This is a genomic window from Pseudomonas sp. WC2401 (assembly GCF_041200115.1).
In the GTDB taxonomy this organism is placed as follows: Bacteria; Pseudomonadota; Gammaproteobacteria; order Pseudomonadales; family Pseudomonadaceae; genus Aquipseudomonas; species Aquipseudomonas fragi.
In genome coordinates, this window is the sequence record NZ_CP165623.1 from 2,357,683 (window position 1) to 2,372,264 (window position 14,582).

The 14,582-nt window shown below is 60.8% G+C and carries 5 protein-coding genes; 3 read left to right on the forward strand and 2 right to left on the reverse strand.

The window, feature by feature from the left end; translation table 11 throughout:
• The first annotated feature begins 285 nt into the window (after positions 1 to 285).
• The gene (locus AB3G35_RS10785) at positions 286 to 5,100 is read left to right on the forward strand and encodes an NEL-type E3 ubiquitin ligase domain-containing protein (protein ID WP_369782648.1); all 4,815 of its coding nucleotides are present in this window, start codon (positions 286 to 288) and stop codon (positions 5,098 to 5,100) included.
• On the opposite strand, the gene mnmC is transcribed toward AB3G35_RS10785, so the two are convergent.
• Complete coding sequence (gene mnmC / locus AB3G35_RS10790) at positions 5,087 to 7,066, reverse strand: bifunctional tRNA (5-methylaminomethyl-2-thiouridine)(34)-methyltransferase MnmD/FAD-dependent 5-carboxymethylaminomethyl-2-thiouridine(34) oxidoreductase MnmC (protein WP_369782649.1); 1,980 nt, start codon at positions 7,064 to 7,066, stop codon at positions 5,087 to 5,089. The two genes, AB3G35_RS10785 and mnmC, sit on opposite strands and share 14 nt — an antisense overlap.
• Before the next feature lie 139 nt (positions 7,067 to 7,205).
• On the opposite strand from mnmC, the gene pap reads away from it, so the two are divergent.
• Both pap and AB3G35_RS10800 read left to right on the forward strand, forming a co-directional pair.
• Positions 7,206 to 8,741 (forward strand): polyphosphate:AMP phosphotransferase, encoded by a 1,536-nt coding sequence (gene pap, locus AB3G35_RS10795; RefSeq protein WP_088379426.1) that lies wholly within the window; start codon positions 7,206 to 7,208, stop codon positions 8,739 to 8,741.
• Between the two features lie 90 nt (positions 8,742 to 8,831).
• On the forward strand, positions 8,832 to 13,031 hold the full coding sequence (locus AB3G35_RS10800) for a dermonecrotic toxin domain-containing protein (protein ID WP_369782650.1): 4,200 nt from the start codon (positions 8,832 to 8,834) through the stop codon (positions 13,029 to 13,031).
• Here the strand turns inward: AB3G35_RS10800 and AB3G35_RS10805 are convergent.
• Positions 13,028 to 14,422: a class II fumarate hydratase gene (locus tag AB3G35_RS10805; protein ID WP_016780230.1), complete on the reverse strand. Its 1,395-nt coding sequence runs from the start codon at positions 14,420 to 14,422 to the stop codon at positions 13,028 to 13,030. The two genes, AB3G35_RS10800 and AB3G35_RS10805, sit on opposite strands and share 4 nt — an antisense overlap.
• Positions 14,423 to 14,582 lie beyond the last annotated feature (160 nt).

Below are 14,582 nucleotides of genomic sequence, written 5' to 3' on the forward strand. Positions count from 1 at the left end.
AGCGTCTTTGCGGGACGCTTCGTAGCGCTTGGGCCCGGTTTTAAAGGGCGAAACAGCCTTCGGCCGTGTCACCGGCCCGCGCGGTGCGGGGTTGTACCCACCCGCATCGCCATAAATGACCGTGTTTTATCGAGTGACCTGTGCCCGGATCGTTCAATAAAAATTACCGATGGTTGTGTTGCGGGCAGGGCACCGGCATTTATCGAGGGGCATATAACTATCTATGTCACTGCAGCCATGATGCGGCGCTAGGTTAGGCACTCACTGACCTGCAGAAGACCGGATATGGCCCGCCACACCCCTCCGCTGAATGCCCGCGATACCACACTCAGTGACCTTGAGCCGCTGGAACTGGTGCATGGCCATATGCCCAAATGGTTGCTGGGCGCCGATCCGCAGATCATCACCGCGCTGGATGCCTCTATGGCCCATAGCCGCTTCTATCACGGCTTGGTCGGCAAGAAATTCGGCGAGCTGCAAAGTGTCGAGGCTTATTGCGGGGCGTTGCTGGCGGTAGCGGTCATGGGCGAATTCGGGCCGTCACTCAATATCCACAACGACTACCTGGCAGTGGTGCATGTTCACCTGATTACCGACGACACCCTGCTGAGCACCGTTCGGCACTACCTGGTGCGTGACGAACCCAAGACCCTGCTGTGGGCTGCCCTGCAAAATTTTTCGGCCCGGGAGGCCCATGAAGACGGCTTCAACCCGCAGAGCCAGATTCGCCTGGGCGGGCAGGCGGATCATGTCAGCCCGCTCAGGCCCCATCACTTTGCTGCGCTGTGCCGCCGGCTGGATCTGGGGCTCAAGTACCAGCAGTACCTGGAGCATTCTCTGGGTGTTAACGCGTCGGGTACGCCGGGGCCTGCGCACCTGGCCACCCAGGCCAACCTGCGCTGCCTGAAAACCCATGACATGGCGGTCGACGCCCATATCGCCTTCCTGAAGAAAAAAATCAGCCAAACCGCCTACACGACAATCCTTGCCACGCTGACCCGGCCCGAAAGCACCATCCATCCCCCCGGGGTGCAGCTGGATGGCAAGCCGCTGGTGTTCAGCGCGCTGACGATCCTGGACACGCCGATCGACGGGGTAGTGATTTTTTCCGCGGATACCTTGCTGCTGCATCCCGGCAATCGGCTGATCGCCTATATACCCAATGATCCGCTGGCGCCTTTTTTCGAGTTCAGTTCCTTGCAGGTGTTCACCGATGAATTGAAGCACCGGCTGCTGGACCCGGCCTATGCGAAGTTCTTTGCACAGTTCACGGCCTTGAGCGTGCGCCCGTTGTTTATCCAGAAGCTCCAGGCCCGCCCCGAATACTTGAGCCTGACCGCAAGCACCCAGGCCATGAGTGCGGCGCACTACCTATGTACCGTGCAGTTGCGCAACATGTTTGCCGATGCGCAGCTGCTGGCTGTACCGACCCATGTACTCGACGAACGCGAGCGCGAACAGCGCTGGCAGCTGTACAAAACGGCAGGGCTGCTGCTGATAAATGTCGCGGCCCTGTTTGTACCGGTTCTGGGCGACCTGATGCTGGCGGTGGCAATCGGCGACATGCTCAAGGAAGTCTATGAGGGGGTTGAGGACTGGACCCAGGGCGATATCGACCATGCCCGCGAGCACCTGCTCAATGTCGCCAGGGATCTGGCCGTGAACACTGCCGTTGTAGCCGGGGTGGCTGCCGTGCGGGCTGCAGCCAGGCGCCTGAGTGCGGCCACCCTGGCGCACTTTGAAGGTTTTGAACCCATTAGCCGCGATGACGGCACGGCCCGGTTATGGAACAAAAACCTTGAGCACTATGAGCACGGTGCAGTGGGTGAGCACCGTTTTACCGTCGACGGTCAGGGGTTTTTCCGTATCAACGGCAGGCAACATGTGGAAGTGAACGGCAAGCACTATCCCGTCGAGTTAGATGCCGTGCACCGACAGTGGCGCATACCTCATCCTCACCGGCCCCAGGCGTTCAAACCGGCATTGCTGCACAACAACGAAGGCGCCTGGCAACATGCGCATGAGCGGCCGCTGGAGTGGGCCGACAGCGCCACCTTACTGGGGCGCCTGGGGCCTGAAGCCGCAGCCCTTGACGAGCAAACCCTGGAGCAGGTGCGTGAGCTGACCGGCACCCACCCGGATATCATGCGCCGTGTCCATCTGGACAATCTGCCAGCACCACCCTTGTTGAACGTCACCCTCAAGCGCTTTGTGATCGACCACCAGCTCGATACATTTGTCGAGCAGATGAGCAGTGGTCAATACGCCTCCCGGCGTTGGACCGATCTGCAGTTGCAGCTGTTGCCCGGGTTGCCGGGCTGGCCTGAGGGCAAGGGGCTGGCCGTGGTCGACGAGATGGGCAATAGCCTGGCGCAATACGGCAGTACAGGGTGGCCGAGTTCCTCGCATATCAACCTGACGGCATCCGTGCTTGAGCAAGGCCAACTGCTGGATGCCGTACTGACCGCCTTGCCCGAAGCCCAGGCCAAAGCGTTGCTGGGCAACGAGCTGGCGGGAGCGCCAGCATCGGCGCGCGCCTTGGCCCGAGAGCTGGGCAACTATGCGCGGGAGCACAAGCGTCAGGTATTCGAGCAACTGTATGCGCGTTTCAACCAGTCCCTGGCACCTGAAGCCAAGGTCATCGAACGGGATTTTCCGGGATTGCCGCGCACGGTGGCGCAGGCTTTGGTCGAGTCGGCCAGCAACCCGCAACTGGAAGGCTTGCGTGCAGGCAAGGTGCCCCTGGCCCTGGCCGAGCGGGTGCGGGTGCATCTGCGCGAAGCGCGGTTGAATCGCGCTATCGAGGGGTTTTATCTGGGCTCGCAGGCCAATGATGATGCCGAACGACTGGCCCTGCATTACTTCGAGCAACTGCCCGGTTGGCCTGCCGACAAAGCGCTGGAGATTCGCGAAGACACGCTGTCCGGCACCTTGATTCATCTGTGGGACGGCGTGCTGACGACGCCGCCGCGAGTGCTGGTCAAGACGCCCCGGGGTTATATGCGCTACAGGCCGCGTGGCGCTGGATACATTCTTGAGCCAGGTGCGCCTGTACCGCTGTCGACGGCGCTTTTCGAGACTTTGAGCGACTTTGAGCGCAATGCAATGGGCTTTGGTTCAAGTCGGGATGCGTCGTCCTTCAACGCGGCCCTGGCCAAACTGGCCAGCAATGCCCGGCAGGAGTCAGCTCAGGTGCTGGGCATGCAGCCGATCAAACCGGGTTTCAAGGCCCCGGTTGTCCTGGCTGACGGGCAAATGGGCTATCCCTTGTGCGGGATGACGTCGGGTACCCACTCCTGGGAGCTGCAGCGCCGTGTGCGCATGATCTACTCCGACTTCGATGATGAGCAGGTCATTGAATACCTTGACGGTCTGGTGGAGCGGGGAGTCGAGCCGCTGCATATCCTGCGTGAACGCAAGCGCGAGAGAAGGGCGCTGCTGACAAGCCTGCAAGCGTGGATCGATGCCACGCCCAGTGATGTGCCGTTGGCGGACGCCATGCACGATTACGCCGAAAACCGCTACCAGGCAGCCGGGCTGATCGAGCGCTGCTGGCGCAAGAGCCCGACCCATATCCCCTGGGCACACAACGAGGACATGCACAGCCTGAGCCTGGATGGTTTTCGCCTGGGCAACTTTCCTGAGCTGCCCGCGGTGGCCGACTTCAGCCATGTGCGGGAGTTGAAACTCAATAATATGAACTGCCGGGACACGGCCAGCAGGTTCCTGGAGCATTTCAGCGGGCTGGTGTTGCTGGAAATGGACAATAACCGCATGGTTCATTTGCCTGCACAGCTTGAGCGCATGCCCAACCTGCGGCGTTTGTCCCTGGCGCGCAACCTGCTGTACCTGAACCCCGGCAATGTTGCCGTGCTCAATACCCTGAGCAAGCTGCAGGTGCTCAACCTCAATGACAATCTGTTGGGCCCCAACCTTGCATTAAGCAATCTGGGTTTCCTGCGCCGGGTCTATCTGCGCCGGACCTGGATCGACCACTGGCCACAGGACTTGATCTCCAGACCGTTCCTGGAGTCTGCGGACCTCAGGGAAAACCGCATCGTCGAGATTCCGGAGCATGTCTATCAGGCCCCCCTTGCCGTGACCCGCAATATCTCCCTGACCGGCAACCCGTTGTCGGCCGCCAGCCGCCTGCGCCTGGCACGCAATGCCATGCAAGGTGGCAGCAGCATGGGCATCAACAGCGAAGAATTGATGAGTGAAGCGGCAGCGTTCGAGTTCTGGACAGCGGGTATCACCACCCAGGAGCTGCGTCGAAGGGAGCTACTGTGGAACAGCTTACGGGCGGATGCGGCCTCGGAAGACTTTTTCACCGTGCTCAGTCGTCTCACTGCCACGGCAGATGCCCGCGAAGTGCGTCAGGACCTGAGCCGGCGGGTCTGGGAGATGATCGAGGCGGCCAATGACAGCTCGGTATTACGCCGTGATGTGCTGGACATAGCCGCTTCACCGCGCAGCTGTACCGACAGTGTGGCCTTCACGTTCAGTGAGATGGAGGTGCAAATGGAGCTGGCGGGCCTCTCCCAGGAGGGCTCGCCGCAAAAGCACCAGTTGCTGGGGCTGGGCAAGGGGCTGTTCAGGCTCGACAAGGTCGCCAGGATTGCCCATGAACACTATCTGTTGCGCCTGGCACAGGCCGGCCCGCTGCCTGATGAGCTGGAAATACACCTGGCTTACCGGATTGGCCTGGCGCGGGCCCTGGAGCTGCCGGGGCAACCTGAAAGCATGGTGTTCAAATCCCTGGCCGGGGTCACCCGGGAGGACCTGGATATCGCCCGGCTTGAGGTCGAGCGGGCCGAGAAAACCGCGGCCCTGAATATCTTTATCAGCACCCGCCAGTTTTGGCGCGAATACCTGATTCGCACTAACAGGCCGCAATACAGCGCCTTGACCGAGCCGTACTTCGAGGCCCTCAGCGAGTTGTTGAAGCGCTCGCCGGAAATGAACAGCGAGCGCTACCTGCGTGAGGTCGGTGAACTCCGTCAGCGCATGGACGCTGCGGTCGATGTCTGGAGCCTGCAAATGACCGAGTCACTGCTGGCACCCAGGGCATCCCATGATTCCCCCACTACAGCCCTTTGATCAGTGCGCGCAGGGCAAACCGGTTGGGCAGGCAGGCTTCGGCGACAGCTCTGGGCACGGGCAGGGGCTCATCGTTGATCCAGGCGGCCAGCAGCTCGCCGGACAGTGGCGCGGTAATCAAACCGCGGGAGCCATGGCCGCTGTTGACGTACAAACCGTCGAGCCACGGGCAGGCCGTGTCGGGGACTTGCCGGGCATCCTTGCGCAACACGCTATAGGCGCTGGCGAATTGTTCCGGGTCCGCCAGCGGGCCGACGATGGGCAAGTAATCCGGGCTGGTGCAACGGAACGCGGCCCAGCCCTGGAGGGTGTGCGGGTCGAGCTGCTCGTCACCGAGGCGATGGGCCAGATCCGGGGATATTTCCTGCAGCAGATCAAGGTTGCCCTGATGGCCTTCGGGGGTGGTGGTCAGGTCTTCGTTATTGAAGTCGAAGCTGGCGCCCAGGGTATGTTCCCCCAATCGACCGGGGGCAACATAGCCTTCGGCACAGACCACTGTTTTCAGCACGGCGCTGTTTGGTGTTTGCGCCAGCTGGGTGATTTGCCCGCGAATGCGCTTGAGCGGCAAGCCGCTGCTGGCCGGGAAGCGTTTGACCTCGGCTGCACCCGCCAGGATCACCACCGGCGCGCTGGCCAGTAGCCGATCCTCGTGGCATGCCTGCCACTGGTCGTCGACCTTGTGCAGTTGCACCACATCACTGTGGGTCAGGACCTGAACATTGGGGTGCAGGGTCTGGTAGTGGCATAGCGCAGGAGGGTGTACCCAACCGCCTTCGGGGTAGAACAGCCCGCCATGGGCCAGTTCGATCCCGGCCTGGGCTTGTGCCTGGTGCTGGTCGAGCAGATGCACCAGTGCCGGGGGAAATGCCGCCGCCAGTTGCGCCTGACGCTGAGCTTCCTTGGCATCGAAACCCAGTTGCAGCACGCCGCAATCATCCCAGTCGCGCCCGCGTTGCAGGTGTTCCAGCAGGCGACGGGTATAGCCGAAGCCACTGACAATCATCTGCGACAAGGTCGTACCGTGGGCAGAGAGTTTGAGATAGAGAATGCCCTGGGGGTTGCCTGAAGCCTCTTTGGCCAGCCGCTCATGGCGCTCCAGTAATACTACCTGCCAGCCGCGCCGGGCCAGGCTGTTGGCGCTGGCGCAACCCGACAGGCCGCCGCCGATCACCAGAGCCTTGCGCTTGCCTTCGACCCGGGGCGGGCGGGCAAACCAGGGTTTGACCGTGGGGGGTACTGGCTGGTTTGCCGGCAAGCCGACAAAGGTGCCGCGCAGGATCTCCCACTTGTGGCCGATGCCCGGCGTGCGGCGCATCTTGAACCCGGCCTCGTTCAACGCCCGGCGCACCCAGCCGGTACTGGTGAAGGTGCTGATCGTCGACCCAGGCGCGGCAAGGCGCGCCAGCTGCGCGAACAGTTCGGGGGTCCACATGTCGGGGTTTTTCGCCGGGGCAAAACCGTCGAGAAACCAGGCATCGATTTTGCCGTCGAGCTGCGGCAATTGCTCCAGGGCATCCCCGATCAACAACGTGAGCGTGACTCGGCCATCGGCCAGGGTCAGGGTCTGGAAACCCGGGTGGATTGCAAAATAGGCGGCCAGCAATTGCTCGCTGAGCGGCGCCAGTTCTGGCCACAGCGCCAACGCGCGCTGCAGGTCATCACGGGTGAGCGGGTATTTCTCGACACTGATGAAGTGCAGGCGGGCCTCGGGGTGTGCGTGTTGTTCGAACAACTGCCAGGCGCATAAAAAATTCAAGCCGGTGCCGAAGCCGGTTTCGCCAATCACCAGTTGGGTATTGGCCACCAACGCGGCGAAGCGCTCTGCGAGGGCGTTCTGTTGAATAAAAACATAACGGGTTTCATCAAGGCCCGACTTGTCTGAAAAGTATACGTCGTCAAACACCCGCGAATGGGGGCGGCCCTGGTCATCCCAGTCAATCTGGGCATTGGCAGTTTCAGTAATCATGTGCGGCTCGGCAACGGCAAGGCCGCCATTCTAGCCGATCGCTCAGGCCGGGACTGATCCATGACAGGTTTGCGTGGTTTCTTGCTACATAAAACAGAGCAATCCGCTAGGCTTGTGACATCTTGCCAGGGAGCTTTCCATGTTCGAATCCGCAGAAATCGGTCATGTCATCGATAAAGAAACCTACGACAGAGAAGCTCCCGCCCTGCGTGAAGCCTTGCTTGAAGCCCAGTACGAACTGCAGCAGCAAAAGCGCTCTGCGGTCATTGTGCTGATCAATGGTATAGAAGGTGCCGGCAAGGGCGAGACGGTCAAGTTACTCAGTGAGTGGATGGACCCGCGGCTGATCGAGGTACGCACTTTTGACAGCCAGACCGATGAGGAACTGGCCCACCCGCCTGCCTGGCGCTACTGGCGCCAGCTGCCGGCCAAGGGGCGCATGGGCGTGTTTTTTGGCAATTGGTACAGCCAGATGCTCCAGGGCCGGGTTCACGGCCTGTTCAAGAATGCCGTCCTGGACCAGGCAATCGCCGGTGCGGAGCGCCTGGAAAAAATGCTCTGCAATGAAGGCGCGGTGATCTTCAAGTTCTGGTTTCATCTGTCCAAAAAACAAATGAAGGAACGCCTGCAAACCCTCAAGGACGATCCGCTGCACAGCTGGCGCATCAGCCCGCTGGACTGGCAGCAATCGAAAACCTACGACAAATTCGTGCGCTACGGCGAGCGGGCCATCCGCCGTACCAGTCGCGATTATGCGCCGTGGAATATCGTCGAGGGCATGGATCCGCATTACCGTAGCCTGACCGTCGGCAGGATTCTGCTCGACGGTCTGCAGGCCGCGTTGCAAACCGCCAAGGTCGCTGCCCGGCCGGCCGGCGTGCCGCCCTTGCCGGACAAACAGGGCGAGCTGACCCTGCTCGACTGCCTGGACATGACCCAGCACCTTGAAAAGGACGACTACCAGGAACAGTTGATAACCGAGCAAGCGCGCTTGTCGGGGTTGATGCGTGACAAACGCATGCGCCGCCACTCGCTGATTGCCGTGTTTGAGGGCAACGATGCGGCCGGCAAGGGCGGCTCGATCCGCCGCGTGGCCGCTGCGCTCGACCCGCGCCAGTACAGCATCGTGCCGATTGCCGCGCCTTCGGAAGATGAGCGGGCGCAACCCTATCTGTGGCGTTTCTGGCGTCAGGTGCCGGCACGGGGCAAGTTCACCATTTTTGACCGTTCCTGGTACGGCCGGGTGCTGGTAGAGCGGGTCGAGGGGTTTTGCACCCCGGCGGACTGGATGCGCGCCTACGGCGAGATCAATGATTTCGAAGAACAGCTCACGGCGGCTGGCGCAATTGTGGTCAAGTTCTGGTTGGCCATCGACAAGGACACCCAGCTTGAACGCTTCCAGGAGCGTGAAGAAATCCCGTTCAAACGCTTTAAAATTACCGAGGAAGATTGGCGCAATCGCGAAAAATGGGACCTTTATCGCACGGCGGTTTGCGACATGGTTGACCGCACAAGCACCGAAATCTCGCCCTGGACCCTGGTGGAAGCCAACGACAAGCGCTGGGCGCGGGTCAAGGTACTGCGCACCATCAACGAGGCCCTGGAAGCGGCCTTTGCCAAGCGCGACAAGCACGACAAGAAGCTCAAGAACGACAAAAAGCCCAAGAAAAAATAGCGCCCAGCGCGCGGTATATATCTACCGCAGATGCCTGCCGCGTTTCTGTTCAGATCAGGTGACTTAAGGTCACCTGGGATGAACGCGCTTATGACTGCAACCTCGCATACCCTTGAAGCTGACGACTATGTCTCATTCGGCAGCCTGTCCCCCCATTTGCCAGGCACGCTGCGCGAACGAAAAGTCGCGCGTTATGAGGCGAGCCTTTTGGCTTTCCTTGGCGATGAAACGCAGCTGCCGGGCCGATTGAGCGTTTACCGGGAGGCCCATGAGCAGCTGCAAAGCCATCTGGCGGGCAGCCTGAAAGCAACGGATGCCCTGGTCGCCGGGCCACGGGTTTTGACCGCCGACTTCTGGACACGGCTGGACGCCGAGGGCCTGAGCCTGTTGCAGCGCTTGTCGGCGAGCAGATCGGGAGCGCTTTTGGCCGAAGCGCAATTGCAAGTCCATGAAGGCCGTTTGTCCGTGCAGAGTTACGAGCTGCTCAAGGAAGTGGTCAGTGAGCCCTGGTCCGCGCTTCGCGGTGACAGCACAGTGCGCGTGTGCGATGTATCGCTGGGCAATACGCAGCGTTCCTACCTGCTGCTGGGGGCGATGGTGATGACCCGCCAGCTGGCGCTTGACGATCATCAGGCTGATGAGCTGGTGTACCTGTTTGTCCCGGGGCTGGCGGGCGGTTTGCACGCCTTTGGTTCGGTGGCCCAACTCAAGGTCGCGTTGGCCCGCAGCGTGCGGGCCGACCCGGACGGGTTCTGGCTTGGCCATGTGTCGCTCAAAAGCCGTGCCGGCGCGCGGGCCGCGATCAGCGCTGAGGCTGACGACAACCCGGTGATTCTGCGTGTTCTGGATGGCCACGCGTTCAATCTGGGAGTTGAAGATCAGATCGCCAGCTATCAGGAAATCGCCGCACTTATGGCAGGGGGTCAATGGTTGTATGACCTGTCGACGCCAGAGCAGTCCCTTGAGCGCTTGCGCCTGGAAACCGCGCACAACCTGATGGCGCCTGACAATGAGGCTCGTGTGCAAGCCATTGATCAGGTGGCAGAACAATTGCGCACGGCTCGGGCCACCCGGCAATTGCCAGACTGGTTGCTGCAGCTGCCGGCCGAAGCCCGTAACGGATATGCCAGGGGCTTGATGACCTACGCGCGCAATGCCGCCTGGCTGGAACAGGACCTGGCCCACAGCCTGCCTTCATTCGAAGTGTTTACCCGCGATACCCTGGCCGACCGCCTCAAGGCCGACCTCAAACGCACCATCAATCCTGACGCAGTCAAGGTCGACATGCCTGATAGCGTGACTGTTGAGGTGGTGCAGACCGGGGACAGGCCCGAGCGCCCGCATCTGGCGGGGGATATCTCGGAAAGCATCGCGATCACCGATTTTTCGACGCGCGATGACGTCAGCCTCAGCCGCCACACCATCAGCCTCTCGGCCCTGGCCCGACACAATATCGATGTCGAAGATGAGCAGCAGATGCTGCGCCTCAAGCACAGCCATTTCACGCTCGATGGCGTTGACACCCAGGCACTGGGCATCGACCTTGAGTACCTGCTCAAGACCCTTCCTGAGCTGGATGTGGCAACGCACTACAACGTCAGGATCACCGACGCTTTTTTAGGCCGCACGCCGGCGGGCAGCCAGCCAGGAGCACCCGATATTGCCAGGCGCCTGGCGGTGTTCCGGCAGGCCATCAACCTTGAGGCCTGGGCTGCCCGACAGCAGGGCCACCTGTCTGAAGCGGGGCTAAGGCTGCTGCAGGCCGCCACCAGCGCCAGCAATGGCAAACAACCAACCAGCGGCGAATTCGACATTGAGTATCGCTATACCTTGTTGCGTTCACCGATCCGCGGTGATGGTTCCTACACTGAGCAAGGGCTGACAGGCTTGTCGGTGGTGCATGACAAAACGTCGGAACTGTCGCTGATGTATTTACCGGGTGCACCGGGTAATCAGAAATTTGTTGAGGACATCAGCCTGCAAGGGCTCAGGTCGCGGCTGGCCAACCTTGTGCTGCTTGACCGAAGCCTGCTCGACTATCTGGCGCGTAGCGCCAGCGCAGGTTCTGACCCGGCGCGCAATGTGCAGAACATCAATGCCATCTTGCGTAGCGCAGACCACGGGTTCCTGCTTATTGACCCGGTCAGGGCGCCGCACCTGACCCTGACGGACATGCAGTACATGGCCCGCATGGGCAAGCTCAGGGAGCAGGTCGACATCGCGTCCAGAACCGCCCTGGAAATCCAGCGCCGTCAGCTGGAGCGCAGTGCGGAGCGTGAGCTGGGCTATGTGAAACTCGGCTTGTCGGTACTTCCGGGGATTGGAACGGCCATCGCTGCCTATGACGGCTGGCATGACGCCAATGCGGCGGTGAACGCCTTTGCCCGGGGAGATTACAAGGCTGGCGCCAGCCTTTTGTTTTCTGCCACGCTCAATCTGGGCGAAGTGATCCTCACGCTGGCACCACTGGTGGTCAAGCCGGGAGGTGTGGGTACAGTAATTGGCCGTGTGGAGCAGGTGCTTGGCCAGGCCGGATCCACCCTGTATGACGTGGGGCGGCGAGCCAGCAAGGCCTTGCAGAAAAAACGCCTGGGCGACTGGTTGCCTTCGATCAGTACGGGCAAGCCCTGGCAGAGCAAGGCGTTCGAGGGCTATGAGGTCAATGTCCGGCTTTACGATGCTGTACGGCTTACGGGCAAAAACGAAAATGTCTTCTTGCTCAACCAGCGCATGTATATCCAGGTCAATGACAAGGTGTATGAGGTGTACCGTCGTGCGGGTGAGCAGACCTTGCGCCTGAAGGCCCGCCCGCCGAAAAACTATGAGCCTCCCGTTCGGCAAAATGCCCGGGGGGAGTGGGAATATCATCTCGACGTGGGGGGTAAGGGCGGTTCACCCTTCCCTGAGCTGGACGAGGTGATTGTCGATTCGACGCCGGTCACCCCCTCGCGCAAGGTCCCGGCCGGTTACGATGTGCCGCCGAAGATTGCCCCGGCACCGCTTCCTGCCGTGCGGCCGCAGGGCGTTGAGTCGATGGACCGGGTGGTGATTGGCCAGCGCGATTTGTTCATCTCACGGGAACTGGACGAAGCGGGCGGCTATGGGATTTTCCGCATAGATCCTGCTGATCCGGCCAGATTGCAAGCCCAGGGCACTCTGACTGCAGAAGGCGTCTACCGGCTCGTTGACCAGCCCGGCTCTGCAGTTGGCGGAATATTTGAAGAAGTTGCTGAAGACTTTGTCCTGATGGACAACAAGTTTTATCGGGTCCGGCTCGACACCGATCAGTTGTCCTGGAAGGTCGTGGGCAAGGCAGGCGATGGAAGAAGCGCGTTATTTATCGAAGCTGACGGCGTGTTCGACCCTGTCACTCAGCGGGTGGTCATCGGCAACTGGCACCTGACCCCTCAACTGGGTGATCACCCCCGTCTGGAGACGCTTGTGCGCCAGGCCTTTGATTTGCCTGCAAGCGGTCATGAGTATGAAGTACATACCTTCTTGCGCAACTACACGCGCCAGATCGTCAAGTCAGTGGATTCCCATGTCATGCGTGCACCTGATGTGCTCGAGCTGGAACGACTGTGCGAGCAGAGTTTGCACAGGCAGCAGTTTCCCATAGGACGACTGGATGAAGCTCTGACGAGCATGGCAAACAAGCAGCCCCTGCCGATCTGGGCGCCTGTATATGATGAGCTCCAGGGTTTGCGCACGGTACTGCCGACGCCATCGGGGAGAATTTACAATATGGAGGTGGCGCGGCAACTGAACAAACATATGTTGATTCGTACAATGGATGTCGAGGTCATGGCTCTGCTGGACAGTTACGCAGCATTGCGCAGTGGTGTTATCGCGACCCATGCCATGCGAACCACGCTGTCGAAAAAGATCTTGCAATTGGTCATGAGAAATCGTGGGTATACGCGCCTTGAGGGTGGCAGGTACAGGCGCGGCACCATCGGTTTAGGTATGGTTTTCAGGGGCCCTAATGGCGATGTGTACCTGATGGAAATCAGGCATTTGCAGCCCACAGGCAGTTCGTGGGGCAAAATAACCTTTGAGCGCAGCTCGTCGGGCAGCTCGATAATGATGTCTGATGACTGGGTGGAAATCGTAGCCCAACGCTCAATCACGGAGGTGCCTTTCAACCCCGCCGCCGTTGCGGTTCTTCAAGCCAAGGCCGATGGTCGGTTGTTCAAGCTGATTGGTACCATCACGCCTGACAGGGGCGTGATGGTATTCAAGATTGCAGGCCCTGCCGGCGTTCCAAGCCCGGTCGCGCAGGCCCTTTAGCCGTGTTTGCCGGTGCCCAGCATGTTTTCGGGCCGTACCCACTGGTCAAACTCCGCATCGGTCAGGTAGCCCAGATCCAGGGCCGCCTCACGCAGGGTCAAACCTTCTGCGTAGGCCTTCTTGGCGATTTCGGCAGACTTGTCATAGCCGATATGCGGGTTGAGTGCGGTCACCAGCATCAGGCCGCGCTCCAGGTGCTCGGCCATTTTGGCGGCGTCCACCTCAAGGCCGGTCACGCAGTGTTTCTGGAAGTTGCTGCAGCCGTCCCCCAGCAACTGGATCGACTGCAACAGGTTGTGAATGATCACCGGTTTGTAGACGTTCAGTTGCAGATGCCCCTGGCTGGCGGCAAAACCGATGGCGACATCATTGCCCATGACCTGGCATGCCAGCATGGACAATGCTTCGCACTGGGTCGGGTTGACCTTGCCCGGCATGATCGAGCTGCCCGGTTCATTGGCGGGCAGTTTGATTTCCGCGAGCCCGGCGCGAGGGCCGGAGCCCAGCAGGCGAAAGTCATTGGCCAGTTTCATCAGGGTCACGGCCAGGGTCTTGAGGGCGCCCGACAAGGTGGTGAGGGGTTCGTGGCCGGCCAGTGCGGCAAACTTGTTCGGCGCGGTCACAAATGGCAAACCCGACAGCGCCGCCAGCTCCGCGGCAATCGCTTCGGCAAAGCCGTGGGGTGCATTGAGCCCGGTGCCCACTGCAGTGCCGCCCTGGGCCAGCTCGCAAACTGCCGGCAAGGACGAGCGAATGGCCCGTTCGGCGTAGTCCAGTTGCGCGATATACGCCGACAGTTCCTGGCCGAAGGTGATCGGTGTGGCATCCATCATATGGGTGCGCCCGGTCTTGACCAGTTTCATGTGCCGGGCCGACAGCTCGGCCAGGCCACCGGCCAACTCGCTGATGGCAGGCAGCAAATGATTGTGCACGGCCTTCGCGGCGGCGATATGCATGGCGGTGGGGAAGCAGTCGTTGGAGCTTTGCGAACGGTTGACATGGTCATTGGGGTGGACCGGCGATTTGCCGCCGCGGCCCTTGCCCGCCAGTTCGTTGGCGCGGCCGGCGATCACTTCGTTGGCGTTCATGTTGCTCTGCGTGCCGCTGCCGGTTTGCCATACCACCAGGGGGAACTGGTCGTCGTGTTCGCCGTCGAGCACTTCATCGGCGGCCTGTTCGATCAAACGGGCGATATCGGCAGGCAAGTCACCGTTGCGGTCATTGACCCGCGCGGCGGCTTTTTTGATCAAGACCAGGGCATGCAGGACCGCCAGCGGCATTTTTTCGTTGCCGATGGCAAAGTTGATCAGTGAACGCTGTGTCTGCGCCCCCCAATAGGCCTCATCGGCCACGCTCACTTCACCCAGGCTGTCGGTTTCGATACGGCTCATCGTCTCTTTCTCCTCAAGGTCTGACCAGACAGCTTAGGCGCTGATTGGGGGCAGGGGTTCAATCTTGTGTTTTGGTCGCTTTTGGTCGGCTGATGAGAACGTCTATCAGTCTCGGGGTTGAGTGACAGACTTTATTAGGCGCAGAATGGCCGCCCTTGGG